Origin of the sequence: Neoroseomonas alkaliterrae (assembly GCF_014199195.1) — a bacterium.
Lineage (GTDB): Bacteria > Pseudomonadota > Alphaproteobacteria > Acetobacterales > Acetobacteraceae > Neoroseomonas > Neoroseomonas alkaliterrae.
Window position 1 is genome coordinate 254,005 of record NZ_JACIJE010000006.1, and the last position, 20,069, is coordinate 274,073.

General features: G+C 71.8%; 22 protein-coding genes. 13 read left to right on the forward strand and 9 right to left on the reverse strand.

The window, feature by feature from the left end:
* Positions 1–76: 76 nt before the first annotated feature.
* From FHS88_RS12475 to FHS88_RS12490, 4 genes are read right to left on the reverse strand one after another with little or no spacing between them, the layout of a single operon-like run.
* On the reverse strand, positions 77–484 hold the full coding sequence (locus FHS88_RS12475) for a DUF3574 domain-containing protein (protein WP_184485087.1): 408 nt from the start codon (positions 482–484) through the stop codon (positions 77–79).
* Positions 481–828 (reverse strand): DMT family transporter, encoded by a 348-nt coding sequence (locus FHS88_RS12480; protein ID WP_246419857.1) that lies wholly within the window; start codon positions 826–828, stop codon positions 481–483. Before FHS88_RS12480 ends, FHS88_RS12475 begins: the two co-directional genes overlap by 4 nt.
* On the reverse strand, positions 828–1,793 hold the full coding sequence (locus FHS88_RS12485; protein ID WP_184485091.1) for a glycosyltransferase family 2 protein: 966 nt from the start codon (positions 1,791–1,793) through the stop codon (positions 828–830). Before FHS88_RS12485 ends, FHS88_RS12480 begins: the two co-directional genes overlap by 1 nt.
* Before the next feature lie 17 nt (positions 1,794–1,810).
* The gene (locus FHS88_RS12490) at positions 1,811–2,539 is read right to left on the reverse strand and encodes a methyltransferase domain-containing protein (RefSeq protein ID WP_184485093.1); all 729 of its coding nucleotides are present in this window, start codon (positions 2,537–2,539) and stop codon (positions 1,811–1,813) included.
* Positions 2,540–2,683: 144 nt separating this feature from the next.
* On the opposite strand from FHS88_RS12490, the gene FHS88_RS12495 reads away from it, so the two are divergent.
* The 4 genes from FHS88_RS12495 to FHS88_RS12510 all read left to right on the forward strand — a co-directional run bounded on the left by FHS88_RS12495 (position 2,684) and on the right by FHS88_RS12510 (position 7,090).
* The gene (locus FHS88_RS12495; protein WP_184485095.1) at positions 2,684–4,273 is read left to right on the forward strand and encodes a hypothetical protein; all 1,590 of its coding nucleotides are present in this window, start codon (positions 2,684–2,686) and stop codon (positions 4,271–4,273) included.
* A 30-nt stretch (positions 4,274–4,303) separates the two neighbouring features.
* Entirely contained in the window at positions 4,304–5,239 is a 936-nt protein-coding gene (locus FHS88_RS12500) for a DMT family transporter (RefSeq protein ID WP_338146553.1), read from the forward strand.
* Entirely contained in the window at positions 5,239–6,147 is a 909-nt protein-coding gene (locus FHS88_RS12505) for a DMT family transporter (RefSeq protein ID WP_184485097.1), read from the forward strand. The genes FHS88_RS12500 and FHS88_RS12505 overlap by 1 nt, the downstream gene beginning before the upstream one ends.
* Before the next feature lie 64 nt (positions 6,148–6,211).
* Positions 6,212–7,090: an MBL fold metallo-hydrolase gene (locus FHS88_RS12510; protein WP_211842310.1), complete on the forward strand. Its 879-nt coding sequence runs from the start codon at positions 6,212–6,214 to the stop codon at positions 7,088–7,090.
* Between the two features lie 11 nt (positions 7,091–7,101).
* On the opposite strand, the gene FHS88_RS12515 is transcribed toward FHS88_RS12510, so the two are convergent.
* The 5 genes from FHS88_RS12515 to FHS88_RS12535 form a co-directional block, all read right to left on the reverse strand.
* Positions 7,102–7,254, reverse strand: coding sequence for a hypothetical protein (locus FHS88_RS12515; RefSeq protein ID WP_184485101.1), 153 nt, complete (start codon positions 7,252–7,254; stop codon positions 7,102–7,104).
* Positions 7,255–7,348: 94 nt separating this feature from the next.
* Complete coding sequence (locus FHS88_RS12520; RefSeq protein WP_184485103.1) at positions 7,349–7,813, reverse strand: GNAT family N-acetyltransferase; 465 nt, start codon at positions 7,811–7,813, stop codon at positions 7,349–7,351.
* Between the two features lie 76 nt (positions 7,814–7,889).
* A complete protein-coding gene (locus FHS88_RS12525) occupies positions 7,890–8,417 on the reverse strand; it encodes a histone H1-like repetitive region-containing protein (protein WP_211842311.1) in 528 nt (175 codons plus the stop codon).
* Between the two features lie 630 nt (positions 8,418–9,047).
* Complete coding sequence (locus tag FHS88_RS12530; RefSeq protein WP_184485107.1) at positions 9,048–10,181, reverse strand: bifunctional 2-methylcitrate synthase/citrate synthase; 1,134 nt, start codon at positions 10,179–10,181, stop codon at positions 9,048–9,050.
* Positions 10,182–10,250: 69 nt separating this feature from the next.
* Positions 10,251–11,777: an MmgE/PrpD family protein gene (locus FHS88_RS12535; RefSeq protein WP_184485109.1), complete on the reverse strand. Its 1,527-nt coding sequence runs from the start codon at positions 11,775–11,777 to the stop codon at positions 10,251–10,253.
* Positions 11,778–11,883: 106 nt separating this feature from the next.
* Between FHS88_RS12535 and FHS88_RS12540 the strand changes: the two genes are divergently transcribed.
* The 9 genes from FHS88_RS12540 to FHS88_RS12580 all read left to right on the forward strand — a co-directional run bounded on the left by FHS88_RS12540 (position 11,884) and on the right by FHS88_RS12580 (position 20,041).
* On the forward strand, positions 11,884–12,786 hold the full coding sequence (locus FHS88_RS12540) for a LysR family transcriptional regulator (RefSeq protein WP_184485111.1): 903 nt from the start codon (positions 11,884–11,886) through the stop codon (positions 12,784–12,786).
* An 80-nt stretch (positions 12,787–12,866) separates the two neighbouring features.
* Positions 12,867–14,258: a dihydroorotase gene (locus FHS88_RS12545; RefSeq protein WP_184485113.1), complete on the forward strand. Its 1,392-nt coding sequence runs from the start codon at positions 12,867–12,869 to the stop codon at positions 14,256–14,258.
* Positions 14,242–14,535 carry a hypothetical protein gene (locus FHS88_RS12550; protein ID WP_184485115.1) on the forward strand — a complete coding sequence of 98 codons (294 nt, stop codon included), beginning with the start codon at positions 14,242–14,244 and terminating at the stop codon, positions 14,533–14,535. The genes FHS88_RS12545 and FHS88_RS12550 overlap by 17 nt, the downstream gene beginning before the upstream one ends.
* Entirely contained in the window at positions 14,532–15,476 is a 945-nt protein-coding gene (locus FHS88_RS12555) for an N-carbamoyl-D-amino-acid hydrolase (protein WP_184485117.1), read from the forward strand. The genes FHS88_RS12550 and FHS88_RS12555 overlap by 4 nt, the downstream gene beginning before the upstream one ends.
* A 79-nt stretch (positions 15,477–15,555) precedes the next feature.
* A complete protein-coding gene (locus FHS88_RS12560) occupies positions 15,556–17,313 on the forward strand; it encodes a flavin-containing monooxygenase (RefSeq protein WP_184485119.1) in 1,758 nt (585 codons plus the stop codon).
* The gene (locus tag FHS88_RS12565) at positions 17,310–17,510 is read left to right on the forward strand and encodes a hypothetical protein (protein WP_184485121.1); all 201 of its coding nucleotides are present in this window, start codon (positions 17,310–17,312) and stop codon (positions 17,508–17,510) included. The genes FHS88_RS12560 and FHS88_RS12565 overlap by 4 nt, the downstream gene beginning before the upstream one ends.
* A 62-nt stretch (positions 17,511–17,572) precedes the next feature.
* A complete protein-coding gene (locus FHS88_RS12570) occupies positions 17,573–17,872 on the forward strand; it encodes a hypothetical protein (protein WP_184485123.1) in 300 nt (99 codons plus the stop codon).
* 88 nt (positions 17,873–17,960) lie between these two features.
* Complete coding sequence (locus FHS88_RS12575; RefSeq protein ID WP_184485125.1) at positions 17,961–18,932, forward strand: N-carbamoyl-D-amino-acid hydrolase; 972 nt, start codon at positions 17,961–17,963, stop codon at positions 18,930–18,932.
* 125 nt (positions 18,933–19,057) lie between these two features.
* On the forward strand, positions 19,058–20,041 hold the full coding sequence (locus FHS88_RS12580; protein WP_184485127.1) for a hypothetical protein: 984 nt from the start codon (positions 19,058–19,060) through the stop codon (positions 20,039–20,041).
* The last annotated feature ends 28 nt before the right edge of the window (positions 20,042–20,069 follow it).

Sequence of the window (20,069 nt, forward strand, 5' to 3'; positions counted from 1 at the left end):
GCGCCCTGCCGGAAGGGGCCGCATGGCGGGATGGCGGCCTTGCCGGCCTCGGCGGCGCATCGCGCGGCCACCCCGTTCAGAACCCGACGCAGGCGCTCCGATACACCGTCAGCACCGAGTCCTGCCGGAAGCGGCGTTTCCAGGCTTCCTCCACCGGGCGCATCCGCGCCCGCGCAGCCGGGGCATCCGCGCCGGGCAGGACGATGACGACGACCTTGCTCGCCTCCCGCAGGATGCGCCCTTCGCGGTCGCGCCATTGACCGAGACCGTCGAGCGCCGTCAGCCCGTCGGGAAAGGCGGGCGTCAGCGTGTCGGCGAGGAAGTCGCGCCACTCGGCCTCGCTGACCTCGGCGCGGCCGAGGGCATGGCGGCCGAAATAGGCCTCGGCGACGGTCGCGGCGGTGGTGCCCGGCGGGCAGGGCGGCGCCCCGCCCGCGCAGGCGCCGAGCAGCGGCAGCAGTGCCGCCGCCACGAGCGCCCTCATGCGGTGGTGGCGAGCAGCGCGACGCCGGCGGAGATCAGCGCGATCGCGGCGATCTTCGCCGGGCCGAGCGATTCCCCGAACACCGCCCAGCCGACCAGCGCGATGACGACGTAGGAGGCCGCGGTGCAGGGCAGCGCGACGCTCATCGGGATGCGGCGCAGCGCCACGATGTAGAGCAGCGCGGCCCCGCCGTAGCAGACGAGGCCGATCATCGTCGCCGGGCGGAAGAGCTGGTCGAGGAACCCCCCCGACGCCGCCACCGCGCCCGATGCGCCGGACTTCAGCAGCACCTGGCCGACCAGCGAGGTGGTGATGGCCGCGGCGAGCGCGAGCCAATAGGGCATCATGACGCGCGCTCCGCCGGGCCGATCACCTCGCGCACCACGCCCTGCGGCTTGCCGTTGGCCGACATGAAAGCGCGGCCGACATATTCGCCGAGCACGCCGAGGATCATGAACTGCACGCCCGCGATGAGCAGCGTGACGGTCATCAGCGAGGCCCAGCCGGAGGGCGTCTCGCCGAGCAGCGCCTCCATGATGACCCAGCAGGCCGCGACCAGGCCGAGGAAGCCCATCGCCACCCCGGCGATGATCGCGAGCCGCAGCGGCAGCACCGAGAAATTGGTCGCGAGGTTCAGCCACAGCCGGATCAGCCGGCGCATGGTGTAGTTCGAGCGCCCCTCGGCGCGGGCGAAGTGCTTCACCTCGATGGAATCGAGCCGCTGCGTCACCTGCATCAGCAGCCCGTCCACATAGGGGTAGGGGCCGCGATACTTGATCACCTCCCGCACCGCGAGCGCCGACATGCAGCGGAAGGAGGAGAGGTAGAGCCCCTTCGGCTTGTCCATGAGCTGGTCGGCGACCCAGTTGGCGAAGCGGGAGCCGAGGTTGCGCCAGCCCTCGTGTTCCTTCACCGCATAGCGCGTGTAGACCACGTCGAAGCCGCCGAGGCGGCAATGGTCGTAGAGCTTCAGCACCTCCTCCGGCGGGTTCTGGAGGTCGTCGTCCATGGTGATGACATAGGCCCCGCGGGCATGGCGCAGGCCGGTCATGACCGCATTGTGCTCGCCGAAGTTGCGCGCGTGCTCGATGTAGGTGAGCGGCACGGTGGCGATGCGGGCCAGTTCCCGGCAGACCTCGCCGGAATTGTCCGGGCTGCCGTCGTTGACCAGGATGATCTCGATCCCGCCCTCGGGCTGCAGCTTCGAAAGCTCGGCGACCAGCGTGCCGACCGTGGCGGCGCCGCGATAGACGGGCACGACGATGGACAGGCCGACCGGGGGCGTGGTCCCGGCCGCGGTGGTGGGCATGGAAGGGTTCTCCGGGGTCATGGCCGCGTCGCGACCACAAGGATCGAGCCGCCGGCAGGATAGCGCAGGCCGAGGCGCGCCGCGCCGCGCTCGGCCGCCGTGACGGCGTGCAGCGCGGCATCGAGCAAGGGGGGAAAGGGCGCGACGTCGCTGCGCGCCTCAGCGTCTGAGCGCAGCACCTTGCGCTGCAGGATCATCAGCGGAAGCAGCAGCGCGTTCCAGTAGCGCGCCTCGATGGCGGTGAAGCCGGTCGCGGCGAGGAGGCCCCGCGCGCCGCGCGCGGTGAAGCGGCGGGCGTTGTGCACGCGCGCATCATGCGCGGAATACAACCACTGGTAGGCCGGCAGGTTCAGCACCATCGTCCCGCCCGGCGCCAGCACGCGGCGGAACTCGGCCAGCGCCGCCCCCGGGTCCACCGCCCGGTGGCTGATCACGTCGCAGGAGGTGAGGGCGGTGAAGGCGCGATCGGCGAAGGGCAGGCGGTTGACATCCCCGGCGGCGGCCACGGCGCCCGATTTCGCCGCCGCGCGCGCGGCGGCGCCGGGGTTGTAGTCGAGCCCGACCAGCGGCCGCCCGAGGGCCGCCATGCGCCGCAGCAGCCCGCCCGTGCCGCAGCCGGCATCGAGCAGCGCGCCCGGCGGCCCGGGGCGGCGGGCGAGCGCGTCCAGCACGCGGGCATGGAGGGCGCGGTACCACCACATGCGCTCCTCCGCCGCATCCATCAGGTCGTATTCGGCGGGTTCCACGGCATGGCTTCATGCACGGCGAGCAAGGCCGGAACAAGGCAGATCGCGCTTGCCGCGCGGCCGCCGCATCGGCAGTTTCGCAGCCAAGAACAAGAAGCCGGGTCTGGGGGACGAAACGTCAGGGGACCTATGGCTCATCACGACATGGAATCGGCGCGGCCCGAGGTGGATGCCGCATTGCCCGCGCCTGCGGTGGACAGCCCCGGCGCGGCGCTGGGCCGGGCCTATGCCCTCAACTGGATCGCCGGCGTGCCCGCGCTGTGCTTCCTCGTCCTGGTCTTGATGCCGCCGCTGAACCACGACGTGGCGGCGGTGCTCGATTTCGCCATGCGTTGGCTCGACGGCGGGCGGCTCTATGGCGATCTCATCGACATCAACCCGCCGCTGATCTTCATCCTCTCCCTCCTGCCGGCGGCGATCGCGAAATACACCCCGCTCGAGCCGCACCAGGCGCTGCTGCTCTGCCTGCTCGCCCATGCGGCGCTGCTGTGGCGGCTGAGCGTGGCCCTGCGCCAGGACCGCGCGGAAGGCCCTGTCGAGGCCGCCCTCCTCGCCGCCGCGATCCCTCTGCTGATGGTGCTGCCCGGCTCGGATTTCGGCCAGCGCGAGACGCTGATGGCGATCAGCGCCATCCCCTACGCGCTGCTGGCGGCGCGCCGGATCGAGGGGCCGCCGGTTCCGCCGCGGCTGGCGATCACGGCCGCCGTCGCCGCCGCGCTGGCCTTCGCGCTGAAGCCGCATTTCCTGGCCGTGCCGATGCTCGTCGAGGGTTTCGTGCTGTGGCGGCGTGGGCTCGGCCGCGCGCTGGCCGATCCGGTCCCGGCGGTGATGGGGGCGGTCTGGGGCGCCTATGCGCTCAGCATCCCGCTGCTGTTCCCCGCCTATCTGCGGGAGATCGTGCCCATTGCGCTTGAATTCTACGGCGAGATACACGGCGCCGGGCCGCTTTCGGTGCTGGTCACGGAGCTGATGGGCGCGGCGCTGCCGCTGCTGCTGCTCGCGGCGGCGATCGGGCTCAGGGGCGGTTCGGGAAGCGCGGCGCAGGCGCTCAGCCTTGCGGCGATCGGCGCCTTCCTCTCGGCCTGGGTGCAGCACAAGGGATGGACCTACCACGTCCTGCCGGTCACGATCCTCTCGCTCGCGGCGCTGGCCGCGGCGGCGGCGCGCCAGGCCGACCGCTGGCTGCCGCCGCGCCGCGCGCGTGCGGCCGCGCCCGTGCTGGCGGTGATCGGCGCCTTCGTGATCGGCGCCTATGCGGTTCGCGGAGGCGAGACGCCGTGGCGGCAGATCTGGTTCGCGCAGGAACAGGCCGGGCGCCTCACGGAATGGTTGCGCCGCGAGGTCCGAGGGGGGAGTATCCTTGTCCTGAGCCCCGAGATCCTGCCGGTCTATCCATCCGTGATCTACGCGAAGTCGCGTCCAACCCTGCGGACCATGAGCACATGGCTGCTCCAGGGGGCCTACCGCACCTGCCCCGCGGGCCAGTCCCCGTACCGGCAGCCGGCGGAGATGGGCACGGTGGAGGCCTCCGTGTTCCGCACCGTCGCCGAGGATTTCGCGCGCCGCCCGCCCCGCGCGGTGCTGGTCAGCCGCTTCGCGCACATGCGCGGCTGCCCGGACCGCTTCGACCTGCTCGAGTATTTCTCGCGCGATCCGCTCTTCGCCCGGACCTTCCAGCTCTTCCGCCCGGTGGGCGAGATGGACGGCTACCGGCTCTATGTCCGCCGCGGGTGACGGTGGCGGCACGGGGGCGCGCGAAGCGGCGTGGATGACCTTGGCAAGCGGCCCGCATCGCGCGGGCTGAGCACGCCCACCGGCGCCGAATCCGTCCGCGGCATCGGCCTGATCCTGTTCGCCTACCTTGTCATCACCGGTGCCGATGTCGCGGTGAAATGGGCGCTGCCCGAGGTCGGCGTCGCCGTCTCGATGCTGGTGCGCGGCGTGATCGGCGCGCTCGCCGTGCTGGCCCTGACCGGCGGGCGCGGCATCGGCCCGGTCAACCGGGGCCTGCTGACCGCGCGCGGGCTGCTCCATTGCGGCGTCTCGGCCGTCTGGTACTGGGCCTGGGCGAGCGGGATGGCGCTCGTGGATTCCTACGCCATCGCCGCCGCCGCGCCGCTCGCCATGACGCTGCTCGCCATTCCCATCCTGGGCGAGAGGGTGGGCTGGCGGCGCTGGACCTCGACGGCGGTCGGCTTCCTCGGGGTTCTCGTCATGCTCCAGCCCGGGGGCGACCTCTGGCGGATCGAGACGCCGGTGCTGCTCCTGGCCGTGATCGTCATGGCGGTGACGCGGATCTGGACGCGCGTGCTCTCGGCGACGGACGGGCCGGCGGCGATCGCCTTCTGGCTGATGGTCGCCCATATCCCCGTCGGCCTCGTGCTGCTGCCGTTCTTCCCGCCGCCCGAGGCCATCCCCGGCCCCGGCGTCCTGCTTGCGCTGGTCTTCTTCGGCGTGGCGAATGCCGTCGCGCACATGCTCTTCGCCCGGGCCTTCTCGCTGGCTTCGGTCTCCGCCCTCGCGCCCTACGAATACTCGCCGCTGCTGCTCGGCGGCGTGCTGGGCTTCCTGGTCTTCCTCGAAGTCCCGGCCTGGACGACGATCGGGGGCAGCCTGATCGTCATCGCCGCGGGCCTCTACAACCTGCACCGCGAGCGGGTGCGCCGGGCCGAGGAGCGGCGCCGGTCCGGGCCGGGCTGATGCCCCTGCGCCACGACATCCGCCGCGGCGCCCTGCTGATGCTCGGTGCGACCGCGCTCTTCACCATCATGTCCGCCATCATCAAGGGCGTGTCGGACAGCATCCACTTCATCGAGGTGATGTTCTTCCGCTCCGCCTTCGCCCTGCCGGTGATGCTGTTCATCGCCGCCCGCGGGCGGGACTGGGGGCTGCTGCGGACCCGGCGCTTCCCCGCCCATGTCGTGCGCGCCTTCACCGGGACCATGGCGCAGGGCTGCTCCTTCTACGCCCTCACGGTCCTGCCGCTCGCGGAGCAGACGGCGCTCACCTACACCACGCCGCTGTTCGTGACCCTGCTGTCCATCCCCTTCCTGGGCGAGCGCGTGGGCATCCATCGCTGGTCGGCGGTGCTGCTCGGCTTCGCCGGCATCATGGTGATCGCGCTGGGGGAGGGCGCCTTCCAGGGCGGCAGCCTGCCCGACCGGGTGGTGGCGATCGGCATGGCGGTGGCGGTGGCGCAGGGCGTGTGGTCGGCCATGACCACGCTTCTGGTCCGCAGCCTGTCGGCCACCGAATCCTCGGCCACCATCGTGCTTTGGCAGTCCCTGCTGATGACGGCCTTCACCCTCGCCGCCCTGCCCTTCTTCTGGACGACGCCGAGCCCGCTCGAATGGCTGCTGCTGATCCTGGTCGGGCTGGTCGGCGGCGTGGCGCAGGTGATGCTGACCGAGGCCTATGCCTCCGCGCAGGTCTCGGCACTCGGGCCCTATTCCTACACCTCGATCCTGTGGTCGGTGGCGATCGGCTGGGTGGTGTTCTCCGACGCGCCGGGCCTGAGCACGCTGGCCGGCGCCGCGCTGATCGTCGCCTCGGGCCTCTACATCCTGCATCGCGAACTGGTCCGGGCGCGCCAGCGCCGGGGCGGCTGAGCCGGGCCGGCTTGCCCCCCGCGCGCGCCCTGCCAGGATGGCCGAAGACGGTGCGGAGGACGGCGTGAGCATTCCCTTCCTGAAGGACGACCCGCTGCCGGTGGGCGAGGTGCAGGAGGTCGCGCCCGGCGTGCGGCGCATCCTCTGCGGCAATCCGGGCCCCTTCACCTTCCGCGGCACGAACACCTGGCTGATCGGCCGCGGCGGCTCGGTCGCCGTGCTCGACCCCGGGCCGGAGGATGCGGCGCACGCCGCGGCGATCCTGCGCGCGACCGCGGGCGAGCGCATCACGCATATCCTCGTCTCCCACACCCATCGCGACCATTCCCCGGGGGTGGCGGCGCTGCAGCGGGCGACCGGCGCGCCATCCTTCGGCTTCGGCCCGCATCTCACGCCCCCGGACCAGGGCGGGGAGGGCGGCGACCACGCCTTCCGCCCCGATGCGACGCTGCCCGACGGCGCCGTGCTCGAAGGCGATGACTGGCGCCTCGCCGCCATCCACACGCCGGGGCATTGCGCGAACCATCTCTGCTTCGCGCTGGAGGGCACGGGCATCCTCTTCAGCGCCGACCATGTGATGTCCTGGTCCACCAGCGTGGTCAGCCCGCCGGATGGCGACATGGCGGCCTACATGGCCTCCCTCGCGCGGCTCGCGGCCCGCGACGATCGCCTTTTCCTGCCCGGGCACGGGCCGCCGCTGCCCGAGCCCGCGCCCTTCCTCGCCGCGCTCGCCGCCCACCGGCGCGAGCGGGAGGCGATGGTGCTCGACGCGCTGCGCGCGGCGGGCCGGGCGACAGCGCGCGATCTCGTCGCGCCGGTCTATGGCCCGGCGCTCGACCCGCGGCTGGTGCCCGCGGCGGCGCGCAGCCTGCTCGCGCATCTGATCAAGCTCGGCGCGGAGGGGGCGGTGATGCGCGACGGCGAGGCGTGGGAAGCGCGCTAGGGGGGGCGCCCTCACGCCCGGCGGGCGAGGTTCGCCCGGTCGGTCGCGATCGGCAGCGTCGTGGTGCAGGGCGCCGTCCAGTCGCGGAGGTCGGAGCGGCGGCTGAGCGCCTCGCGCACCGCCGTCTCGCTCTCCCCCCGCGGCAGTTTCCAACGCTCCCGCATCGCGCGGCCGGGCCGGCGCGTCGGGAGCAGGCTCGCGATCGCGCCCGGCGGGACGGCGTGCAGGACTTCCGGTGTTTGTCAGGTCCGGCGTGCGCTACAGCGAGGCCTCGGGATCGAGGCGGATGACATAGGAACGCCAGTCCGCCCGGCTCGCCACCCGCTCGTAGAGCGCGATCGCCCCGGCATCGCCCTCGGGCACGAACCAGCGCAGATGCGACCAGCCGCGCGCGCGCCCCAGCGCGGCCAGCGCCTCGATCATGCGCCGCGCGAGGCCCTGGCCGCGGCGGTCGGGCCTGACGAAGAGGTCGTCGAGCGCGCCGCAGCGCCGCGCGAAGACCGCCTCGGGCAGGTCGAAGACGATGGCGAAGGCGAGGATGGCGTCCTCCTCCTCGGCCACCAGCACCTCCGCGCGCGGGTCGTCCGCGAGCAGTGCCGCGGCCTCGGCTCCGCGCGCGGGCCTGCTGCCGGCGAGCGTCGCGCGCATCTCCGCCGCATAGGTCTCGAGCAGCGGCGCGAGGCGGTGGCGCTCGGCCGGTGGCAGCATGCGGATGGCGGTCATCGCGTGTGGCCCTCGACGCGAAAAGGGCGCCGCCCGCATCGCGGACGGCGCCCCCTCGCCGGGATCGGCGCTGGTGTCAGCTCGCGGGCGTGTCGGTCGGCGCGGGAGCGGCCGCGGCGGCAGCCGCCGCGGCGCGCTTGGCAGCGCGGGTGGCGGCGGCCTTCTTCGCGGCCTCGACGCGCGCGGCGGACTTCACCACGGCCTTCTTCGCGGCCGGCTTCTTGGCGGCGGCCTTCTTCGGCGCGGCCTTCTTGGCGGCGGCCTTCTTCGGCGCGGCCTTCTTCGCGGCAGGCTTCTTGGCGGCGGCCTTCTTCGCGGCGGGCTTCTTCGCGGTGGCCTTCTTGGCGGCGGCCTTCTTCGGCGCGGCCTTCTTCGCGGCCGGCTTCTTGGCGGCGGTCTTCTTGGCAGCCGGCTTCTTCTTGGCGGCGGCCTTCTTCGCGGCGGGCTTCTTCGCCGCGGCCTTCTTCGCCGCCGGCTTCTTCGCCGCGGCCTTCTTCGCGGCGGGCTTGCGCTTCGCCGGCGCCTTCTTCTTGGCGGCGGCCATCGCCATGGGCTGGGCGCGCAGGCCTTCCTCGGTCTCGGTGGTCTCGATGATGTCCGTCATGGTGAGTGGTGTCTCCGTGCGTTCCGGTGAGGGGAGGGCGGAGCGCATCCGCGCGCCGCTCGCCCAGGGGACAGCAGGACCGGGCGGGCCAGCCCGTGGCGCGCGGATCCCGTGGCGCGCTCCTTGGGCGTAAGGGCGTTCTCCGGATCGCGGCCGCCGGCCCGGCTTACGCGCGCGGCATATCCCCGTCGCGCGCTGCGTCCGGCGTCTCGGCCGCCGGGCGGCAGCATCGCGGCTGCTCGTCCTGGCGGTGCGGGATGGAAGGCGATGCTCGCCACCCGTCCCGAGAGTCCGCGGTCCATCGACCGTCCTTCCCTGCTGCGGCGGTCACCTGTCCCGATGCGTCGTCGGCTTCCGGTGCCAGACGATCCGGACTCTGTCGTGCGGAGCGTCGTGCCTGAGAGCGAGTCCGACGAATCGTGCAAGATGATTCGCGCAACGTCACGCTATCTGCACGCGCATGTTCGGTGTCAACAGAATCCGCACATGCACGCGCGCAAAATGCGCGCGGCCTTCATCGCGATGCGTCGGGTGTGGCGCGCGTGTCGCGTCGGCGCTCGGCGCGGCGCGGTGCTCTGCACCGCGCGATGCCTTCCCGCCGCGCGCGAATGCGGCGGGAAGGTGGCGGCTTCAGCCGCGCTCGGCGAGCGGCACCACCGGCCGCTGCTCGACCCCGGTGTAGCGCGAGAGCGGGCGGATCAGCCGGTTGTCCGCCGCCTGCTCGAGCACATGCGCCGCCCAGCCGGTGATGCGCGAGCAGACGAAGATCGGCGTGAAGAGCGGGATGTCGAAGCCCATCAGGTAGTAGGCGGGCCCGGCCGGGAAATCGAGGTTGGGGTGGATGTTCTTCTTCTCGAGCATCACCCGCGCCAGCACGGCGGAGGTGTTCATCCACCGCTTGTCGCCCACCACCTCGGCCATGATCTCGGCGTACTTCTTCATGGTGGGGACGCGGCTGTCGCCGGTCTTGTAGACCCGGTGGCCGAAGCCCATGACCAGCGCCTTGTGGTCGAACTTGTCCTGGATCCAGGCCTCGGCCGCCTCGGGGGAGGGGATCTCCTTCAGCATGTGCATCACCGCCTCGTTGGCGCCGCCGTGCAGCGGGCCCTTGAGCGCGGCGATCGCCCCGGTGATCGCCCCGTGCATGTCCGCCATGGTCGAGGTGATGGTCCGGGCGGTGAAGGTCGAGGCGTTGAAGGTGTGCTCGGCGTAGAGGATCATCGAGACGTCGAAGGCCTTGATGACCTCCTTCTGCGGCACCTTCCCGAAGACCATGTGGAAGAAGTTCTCGCAGAAGGGCAGCGCCGGGTCCGGCGCGATGGGCTCGAGCCCCTTGGACAGCCGGTTCGAGGCGGCGACCGCGGTCGGGATCTTGGCCAGCAGCCGCATCGCCTTGCGCCGCTGGGCCGCGTCCGAGATGTCGGCCGTCTCGGGATCCTCCATCCCCATGAAGGAGACGGCGGTGCGGATCATGTCCATCGGGTGCGCCTCCCTCGGGAACTCGCGCAACACGCGCAGCAGCGCCGGGCTCAGCGCCCGGTTCGCCTTCTCCTCGGCCTGGAAGGCGGCGAGCTGCGCGCGGTTCGGCAGCTCCCCGTTCCACAGCAGGTAGGCGGTCTCGTCGAAGGAGGCGTTCTCGCACAGGTCCTGCACGGCATAGCCGCGATAGGTCAAGGAGTTGGTCTCCGGCATGACCTTCGAGACCGCCGAATCGTCCGCATAGACGCCGACCAGTCCCTTCCGGACTTCGATCGCTTCGCTCATGGCTTTCCTCGCTCTTGCGTGTCGGGGCGGCGGGCGCGCCCGGCCGGGGCGCCCGCCGCCGGTCCTTGATCAGAAGATGCCGGGCTTGCTCTCGAGCAGCGCGCCCGCCGGCAGCGCGACGTTGAGCGCGCCGAGCTCGCCCGCCTTCAGCCGCGGCAGGTCCTGCACCACCTCGAGGAAGCGGTTCGCCTCCCGCGCCGAGAGGATGCCCTCGGTCAGGGTGCGGAACTTCTGGATGTACTGCGGCCGGGCGAAGGGGCGGGCGCCGTTCGGATGGGCGTTGGCCACACCCAGCTCATCCACCAGCTTCCGCCCGTCCTTGAACAGGATCTCGACCCGCCCGCCGAAGGCGAGCTCGTCGGGGTCCTTCGAGTGGTACTTGCGGGTCCACTCGGGGTCTTCCTTCGTCTCGATCTTGTGCCAGAGGCGGACGGTGTCCGGCCGCCCGGCGCGCTTGGGCGCGTAGCTGTCCACGTGGTGCCAGCGCCCGTCCTGCAGGGCGACGGCGAAGATGTACATGATGGAGTGATCGAGCGTCTCGCGGCTGGCCTTGGGGTCCATCTTCTGGGGGTCGTTCGCCCCCGTCCCGATCACGTAGTGGGTGTGGTGGGAGGTGTGGATGGTGATCTTCTCGATGTCCTCGAAATCCGTGATGTGCTCGCGCATGCGGAAGGCGAGGTCGATCAGCGCCTGGGACTGGTACTCGGCCGAGTGCTCCTTGGTGTAGGTCGCCATGATGGCGCGCTTGGGCTCGCCGGGCTCGGGCAGGGGCACGTGGTAGTAGACCGGGCCATAGACGTCCTGGCGGTTCGAGCGCCCGGCCAGCACCCAGGCGATGACGCTGTCCTCGCCCTCATAGATGGGCGAGGGCGCGCCCTCGCCGCGCATGCAGCGGTCCACCGCCTCGACCGCGAGCTTGCCGGCATGGGCCGGGGCGAAGGCCTTCCAGGAGGAGATCTCCCCCTTGCGGGACTGGCGGAAGGAGATCGAGGTGTGCAGCGCCTGCTGGATGGACTGGTAGATCACCTCCTGCCTCAGCCCGAGCAGGGTGCCGATGCCCGCCGCCGCGGCCGGGCAGAGATGGGCGATGTGGTCCACCTTGTGCTCGTGCAGGCAGATGGCGCGCACCAGGTCCACGTGCAGCTCGTAGCCGGTGGCGATGCCGCGGATGAGGTCGCGCCCCGACTTCCCCATCGCCTGCGCCACCGCGAGGATCGGCGGGATGTTGTCCCCGGGGTGGGAGTAGTCTGCGGCGAGGAAGGTGTCGTGCATGTCGAGCTCGCGCACCGCCGTCCCGTTCGCCCAGGCCGCCCATTCGGGGGAGACGGTGGTGCCGGAGCGCACGCCGAAGACCTGCGCGCCGCGCTCCTTCTTCGCGTGGCCGAGCGCCATGCCGCGCGCCGAGACGACGGGGCGGCGGTTGATGGCGGCGATGGCGACCGAGGCGTTGTCGATGATCCGGTTGATGATCATCTCCTGCACGTCGCGCTCGACGCCCACCTTGTCCACGGCGACCCCGGCCATCTTCCAGGCGAGCTGCTCCTCGCGCGGCAGCAGCGCCTTGGAGGGGTGGACTTTCACGGGATGGAGTTTCATCGGCGTTCTCCCCGGTTGCATGGATCGGTGGCGCGCTTTGTGCGCCTGGATCGCCTGATCGTCCAATCCGATTGACCGCGCGGCGGGATAGGTTTTCCGTATCGCGATGGATTTCCGCCTGGTGCGCCGCCTCGGGCATTTCCTGGCCGTCGCCGAGGAAGGGCATTTCGGCCGCGCCGCCGCGCGGCTGGGCATCTCCCAGCCGCCGCTGACCGCGCAGATCCAGGCGCTGGAGCGCGAACTCGGCGTGCGGCTGCTCGAGCGCACCGGCAAGGGCGCGCGGCCCACGCGCGAGGGCGAGGCGCTGCTGCCGCTGGCCCGCCGCATCGCCGGCCATGCGGCGGATCTCGAATCGCTCGCGCGCGAATTGCGCGCCGGGCGCTCGGCGCCGGTCGCGCTCGCCTGCGTCACCTCGGCGCTGTTCGACTACCTGCCGCCGCTGGTCCGCGCGATGCAGGCTGCGCGCCCCGAGGCGGCGATCGGCGTGCGCGAGATGGACACCGCCGATGCGATGGAGGCGCTCAGGCGCGGCGAGGTGGACCTCGCCTTGCTGCGCGCCGACCGGGAGGTGCCGCCGATCCGCCTCCGCCCGCTCGGTGAGGATCGCCTGGTCGCGGCCCTGCCCGAGGGGCACCCGCTGCTCGGCGGGCCGGACCCGCTGCCGCTCGCGCTGCTGGCCGAGGCGCCGATGCTCGTGCTGCCGCGCGCGATCAGCCCCGCCTATTCGGATGCGATGACCGCCGCCTGCCGCGCCGCGGGCTTCGCACCCCATGCGGTGCGGGAGGTCGGCTCGGCGATGGCGCAGCTCGGCTTCGTCGCGGCGGGGCTGGGTGTCGCGCTGGTTTCCGAGGGCATGGCGCGGCTGAAGCCGCCGGGCGTGGCCTTCCGCGTCCTCGCCGGGCCGGTGCGCGGCGTCGGCGTGGCGCTCGCCTGGAACGCGGAGCGCGAGAGCGAGGCGACGCGGCTTGCCATCGGCATCGCCGAGGCGCGCTTCCCGCCCGCGCGCTGATGCTCGCAGCCCCGGGGCGGGGTGGGCAGGCCAGGGGCGCGGCGGTAGGGTCGGCGCCGAACCACCCGGGAGATGCCCGCATGTCCGACGCCGCCCCCTTCGACCGCGTCATCCGCGGCGACATCGTGCTGACAGACCGCGTGCTGCGCGACGGCTATGTCGCCATCCGCGGCGAGACGATCGCCGCGATCGGGGAGGGGATCAGCCCGCCGGCGAAGGATGTGGTGGACCATTCGGGCAAGTATGTCCTGCCCGGCCTAGTGGACGGGCACATGCACACCTCCTCCGCCCGCGGCTGGCCGGGGATCAGGGGCGCGTCCATGTCGGCCGCGGCGGGCGGTGTCACCACCTGCGTGGACATGCCCTACGACGTGCCGCGGCCGGTGACCGATGCCGCGATCCTGGCCGAGAAGATCGCGGTGGTGAACGCCACCGCCCATGTGGACCTCGCGCTCTACGGCACCATCACCAAGACCGGCGGCGTGGACGCCATCGCAGGCCTCGCCGAGGCCGGGGTCTGCTCCTTCAAGCTCTCTACATATGAGTATGACCCGGTGCGCTTCCCGCGCATCGACCACCCGACCATGGTCGCCGCCTTCCGGGAGATCGCCAAGACCGGCCTGATGGTCGCCGTCCACAACGAGGACCAGGAGATCGTCGTCCGCCTGACGGAGGAGGCGAAGGCCGCGGGCAACACCAGCCCGATCTGGCATTGCCGCACCCGCCCCCCGCTCTGCGAGACCATGGCGGATCTCGAGATCTTCGAGATCGGCCTCGAGACGGGCGCGCATGTGCACATCGCCCATTCGTCGCTCGCCCGCGGCTTCGAGATCGCGGAGGTGTTCCGCAGGATGGGCGGCAAGGCCTCCGGCGAGGCCTGCATCCAGTATCTCTGCATGACCGAGGAGGACATCATCCGCCTGGAAGGCTTCGGGAAATGCAACCCGCCCTTCCGCACCCATGAGGAAGTGGCGCGGATGTGGGAGGCGCTCGCCGCCGGGCAGGTCGCCTATGTCTCGACCGACCACGCGCCCTGGCCGCGCGACCGCAAGACCTACAGCGGGGACATCTTCGCCGTCGGCGCGGGCCTGACCGGCCTGCAGTCCTTCGCGCCGCTGATGTACACGCTGCTCTCCGAACGTTCCCTGCCGGTGACGCTGATGGCGAAGTACTGCGCCGAGCGTCCGGCGAAGTTCCACGGCCTCTTTCCGAAGAAGGGCGCCATCCGCATCGGCGCCGATGCCGACTTCGTGGTGCTCGAGACCGGCGAGTTCACCTTCGATGCGCGCGACATCCGCGACGAGGAGGACGCGAAATGGTCCCCCTATGACGGGCGGCGCATGGCCGCGCGCGTGGCGGCGACCTGGCTGCGCGGCACCTGCATCTGGGACGGGCAGACCGTGCTCGCGAAGCCGGGGACGGGCCGTTTCGTGCCGCGGCAGCACAACGGGACCTATGTCGGGGAAGAATAACGCGCGCCCGCCGCGCCACTGGATCAAGCGCCCGCCGCGCCCCTCGCGCGCGGGCAACGCTCCGCCGCCGCGGCAGAAGCCCGGCATCTGGCATGCCGCGCTCGCGGTCTGCGCGGGGCTGCTGCTCGGGCTGCTCGGCGCCAGCCTCGCCGCGCGGGCCGGTGCGCCGGAGGGCGTGCCGGGCCTCGCCGCCGGCATCGGGATCTGCCTCGGCGCCGTGCTGGTCTGGCGCGGCTTCGGCGGAACGCGTCAGGACGTCAGGGACCTGTTCACATGAGCCGCATCCTCCGCATCGCCGGCGCCCAGATGGGCCCGAACCAGAAGGCCGACAGCCGCAAGGCGATCCTCGAGCGCATGATCGCGCTGCTGGAGCAGGCGGCTGGGCAGGGCGCGCGGCTCGTCGTCTTTCCCGAACTGCCCTTCACCACCTTCTTCCCGCGCTGGCTGATCGAGACGACGCAGGAGCTCGACACCTATTTCGAGCGCGAACTGCCCGGCCCGAACACCGCGGCGCTGTTCGACCGGGCGCGCGAACTCGGCGTCGGCATGTATGTCGGCTACGCGGAACTCACGCCGCAGGGGCAGCGCTTCAATTCCGCCGTCACGGTGGGACCGGATGGGACAATCCTCGGCAAGTACCGCAAGATCCACCTGCCCGGCACGGTCGAGCCCCGTCCGGGGGACCGCTTCCAGCAGCTCGAGAAGCGCTACTTCGAATACGGCGACATGGGCTTCCCCGCCTTCCGCGGGCCGGAATCCTGGGGGCGGCCGGTGCTCGGCATGCTCATCTGCAACGACCGCCGCTGGCCGGAAGGCTGGCGCGTCTACGGCCTGCAGGGGGTGGAGCTGATGCTCATCGGCTACAACTCCGCCGCCTATGACCCGATGGGCGGCACCACGGAAAGCGCCGAGCTGCGCACCTTCCATTCGACGCTTGCGGTCCAGGCCAATGCGTACATGAACGCGACCTGGGCAGTGAGCGTGGCGAAGGCGGGCAACGAGGACGGCTCGGGGCTGATCGGCGGCTCGGTGATCGTGGACCCGAACGGGGTCGTGGTGGCGCAGGCGACCTCGCTCGGCGACGAGGTGATCGTCGCGGATGTGGATTTCGACGCCTGCCGCCAGGGCAAGGAGAAGATGTTCAACTTCGCCGCCCATCGCCGGCCGCAATGGTACCGGCCCATCATCGACCAGGTGGGCGCCGTCCCGCCGCCCTGACCCGCGGCGCGCGCTTGCCCCGCCGCCCCCCGGCGCCCAAACTCCGCCCAAAGACCAAAACGCGGAGGAGAACGGCGCCATGGACGGCATCCTGACCGGCACGACGGCCGAGGCGGCGGCGGAGACCTGGATCCGCGGCTTCCAGGCGGCGCTCGATGCCCGCGATCCGGGCGCGATCGCCGCCCTCTTCGCCGCCGAATGCCACTGGCGGGACATCCTCGCCTTCACCTGGAGCCTGCGCACCGCCTCGGGCGCGGGGCCGATCGCCGAGCGCCTCGCCGGCAGCCTTGCGGCCATGCGCCCGCGCGGGCTCGCGCTCGCCTCCGGCCGCACGCCGCCGCGCCGGGTCAGCCGCGCGGGCGTGGAGGCGATCGAGGCCATCCTCGCCTTCGAGACCGAGGTCGGCCCCTGCAGCGGCGTCGTCCGCCTGGTCAGCGAGGCCGGCGAGCCGCGCGCCTGGACGCTGATGACCGTGCTCGAGGAGATCCGCGGGCACGAGGACCCGGCCAATGGCGCGCGCTGGCAGAACGTGGACTGGAAGCGCAATTTCGGCGGCGAGAACTGGCTCGACCGGCGGCGCAAGGCCGCGGCCTATGCCGACCGCGACCCGGCGGTCCTGGTGGTGGGCGCGGCGCAGGCGGGGCTGTCGGTCGCGGCGCGGCTCTCGATGCTCGGCGTGGACACGCTGGTCGTGGACAAGGATGCGCGCATCGGCGAGTCCTGGCGCAAGCGCTACCACGCCCTGACGCTGCACAACGAGACGCGCGTCAACCACCTGCCCTACATGCCCTTCCCGAAATCCTTCCCGGTCTTCATCCCGAAGGACATGCTGGCGAACTGGTTCGAGCTCTACGCCGAGGCGATGGAGCTGAACGTCTGGACCGGCACGGAACTCACGGGCGGCTCATGGGACGAGGCGGCGGGCTGCTGGGAGGTCACGCTGCGCCGCCCGAACGGGTTCGAGCGGCGGATGCGCCCGCGCCACATCGTGATGGCCAACGGCACCTCCACCACGCCGCTCATGCCGGACCTGCCGGGGCTGAAGGACTTCCGGGGCGCGGTGCGGCATTCCTCGGCCGTCGGCAGCGGGCGCGACTGGGCGGGGCAGCGGGCGCTGGTGCTCGGCACCGGCACCTCGGGCCATGACGTGGCGCAGGACCTCGCCGTCTCGGGTGCGGCGGAGGTGACGCTGATCCAGCGCCGCCCGACGCTGGTGGTCAGCCTCAAGGAAGCCCAGGCGCCCTACGCCCTCTACGACGAGGAGATCCCGTTCGAGGACAAGGACCTGCTCGCCGTCTCCTTCCCCTTCCCGGTCTATCGCGCCGCGCACCAGCGCATGACGCGGATGAACGAGCATGCCGACCGCGAACTGCTGGAAGGGCTGAAGGCGAAGGGCTTCCGCCTGACCTCGGGCCCGGACGGCACGGGCTGGCAGATCATGTATCAGCAGCGCGGCGGCGGGTATTATTTCGATGCCGGCTGCTCGCAACTGATCATCGAGGGCAAGGTCGGCCTGATCCAGTACGACGACATCGCCCGCTTCGGCCCCGAAGGCGCCTACATGAAGGACGGCAGCGTGAAGGCGGCCGACCTGATCGTGCTCGCGACCGGCTACGAGGGCCAGGCCGCCTCGGCGCGCCGGCTCTTCGGCGATGCGGTGGGCGATCGCGTCGGCCAGGTCTGGGGCTGGAACGAGGAGGGCGAACTGCACGGCATGTGGCGCCCGACGGGCCAGCCCGGGCTGTGGTTCCATGCCGGCGGCCTCGCGCAGTGCCGCATCTTCTCGAAGGTGCTGGCGTTGCAGATCAAGGCGCGCGAGCTCGGCCTCGTGTCGTGATCGCGGTGGTGCGCGACGAGGCGACCGGCCATTTCCGCATCGTCAGCACGCGGGCGGAGACGCTCGGCATCGCCCGCACCCGGGCCGCGGCGGATGATCTCGCGGACCTGCTGCTCGAGGCCTGGGAGGAGGCGGTCGCCGCCGCCGTCGCGCGGGCGCGCATGAAGCACGGCGCGGCGATCATCGAGCCGCGGTGAAGCCGCCGGGCGGCAGGCGCGACGCAGGGGCCGCGCCCGTTGTTGGCAGGAGGGGTCAGGGAATGCTGATCCGCAGGACGATCGCGGCCGCGCTCGCCATGGCCGCGGCAGTGGTGGCGTTGGCCGGGGCGGCGGAGGCGCAGATGCATTGCGACAGGCCGCGCAAACCGTATTGCGCCGACCAGTTCGGCCCCTTCCTCGACCAGGCCGATTTCCTGATCTGCCGCCACGAGGTCGAGGATTATCGCCGCGCCATCCGCCGCTACCTCGACTGCCTGCGCGACGAGAGCGAGGAGGCCGTCAGCGCGCTGAACCGCGCCATCGATGCCTTCAACCAGCGGGCGCGGATGCCGCGCTACTGAGTGCGGCCGCGCGCGGGCGGCACTTTACCGCGCGCTGGCGATGCGGAAGTCTCCTTCACCCCTGCATGCCTGATCCGGGAACCTGCCGATGACCCGCTCCCTCGTCCTCGCCGCCGCGCAGTTGGGCCCGATCCAGAAGGCGGAGGGCCGCGAGGTCGCGGTCGGGCGCATGGTGCGGCTGATGGAGAAGGCGCACCGGATGGGCGCCGAGGTCGTGGTCTTCCCCGAACTCGCGCTGACCACCTTCTTCCCGCGCTGGTACGAGGAGGACATCGCCAACGCCGACCACTGGTACGAGACGGCGCTGCCCTCGAACGAAACGGCGCCGCTCTTCGAGGCCGCGCGCAAGTACGGCATCGCCTTCCACCTCGGCTACGCGGAGAAGACGCCGGACGGGCATCGCTACAACACCGCCGTCTTCGTCAGCCCGGGCGGCGAGATCATGCTGAAATATCGCAAGGTCCACCTGCCGGGTCACAAGGACTACGACCCGATCCGCAAGGTCCAGCACCTCGAGAAGCGGTATTTCGAGGTGGGCGACCTCGGCTTCCCCGTGGTGCGCGCGCCGGTCGCGGGCCATGAGGTGAATGTCGGCATGATGATCTGCAACGACCGCCGCTGGCCGGAATCATGGCGCGTGATGGGGTTGCAGCAGGTCGAGCTGGTCATGCTCGGCTACAACACGCCGTCCCTGAACATGGACAACCGGGGGTTCGAGGCGCACCACCTGCGCGTCTTCCACTCCCACCTCAGCATCCAGGCGGGCTGCTACCAGAACGCCTGCTTCGCGGTGGCCACCGCCAAGGCCGGCACCGAGGACGGGCACGAACTCTTCGGCCATTCCATCATCGTCAACCCGCAGGGGGAGATCATGGCGCAGGCCACCTCCTGGGGAGACGAGCTGATCGTCGCCGAGGCGGATCTCGGCATGTGCGAACTCGGCCGCACCACGATCTTCAACTTCGCGAAGCACCGGCGGCCGGAGGCCTATGGGCGGATCACCGCGCAGGTGGGCAGCGAGCCGCCGCCGGCCTGGAACGCGGCGCGGGCGGCGGAATAGGCCGGCGCGCCGACGTCAGATGGCCCTTCGATGATGTGATCCGTTTCGCGGCCGGTCCTTCTTCTCCTCCCTAGCGTCGTCCCCGGCGGGCGCCCCGGCCCGCCGAGACGCAAGGAGGGAGCAGGATGCAGGACACGACCAGGCCGGTGATGAACGGCACCGGCATCGACCTCTCGGGCACCGACCCGGCCCGGGCGATCTTCGAGGCGACCGGCGGCGGCTACGGCACGCCGCGCGACTTCGCCGACCCCGACCCCGCGACGCTGCCCGCGCCGGCGCGCGACGGCACCTGGGTGGCGGGGGATGGCCGCGTGCCCGGCGGCACCGACCCGGCGGAGGGCTTCGATCCGCGCAGCCTCGCGGACCCGATGCGCGACATCGCCCGGACCGAGGACCCGGTCCTGCCCGCCAACCCGCTGCTGCCCATGCTGCAGGAGCCCGAGACGCCGCGCTTCGCCAATGGCGGGCCGGAGGGGACCTCCTCCTGGGGGTGGGCCGCGGCGGGCGGCGCGGTGGTGGTCGGCGGGGTGGTGGCCTACCTGGTCTCGGACAGCGTCAAGGCCTGGGTGGACGAGAGGGCCGGGGAGGTGAAGGAAACGGTCGAGCGACTCTTCGTCCCGGACGAGGCGCCGCCGGTGGAGGGCAAGCGCTTCAAGCCGGTCACCGGCGAGGATCTCAAGAAGCACGACAAGGCGCCGGACTACTACACCAACCCCGATGCCGAGACCGGCCCGGCGGACGATGCCGCCGTGCTGCGCCAGCACTTCGCCGGCCTGCTGGGCGGGGAGGGGATCGGCCTCGCCCTTGACACCGAGGCCTTCCTCAAGGGCGGGTCGGTGCTGGATGCGCTCAATGGCGGCAAGCGCGCGGCGCTGGCCGACATCATGGCCGGCTTCGACCGCTTCGGCATCGATGCGCGCGACGGGCTGACGGGCGAGGAAATCTCCATGCTGCTCGACGGGCTCGGCCTGGGCGGGCTGGCGGACCCCATGGGCTTCCGGCCGGATCTCGACCGGCATGCGGTGCTGATCGACGCCCGCAGCGTCGAGGGGCTGTCCACCGACACCGAGGCGAAGATCCTCTCCCTCGGCCACGACCCCTGGTGGTGAGGCATGGCGCGGCGTGGGTCCGTTGCCG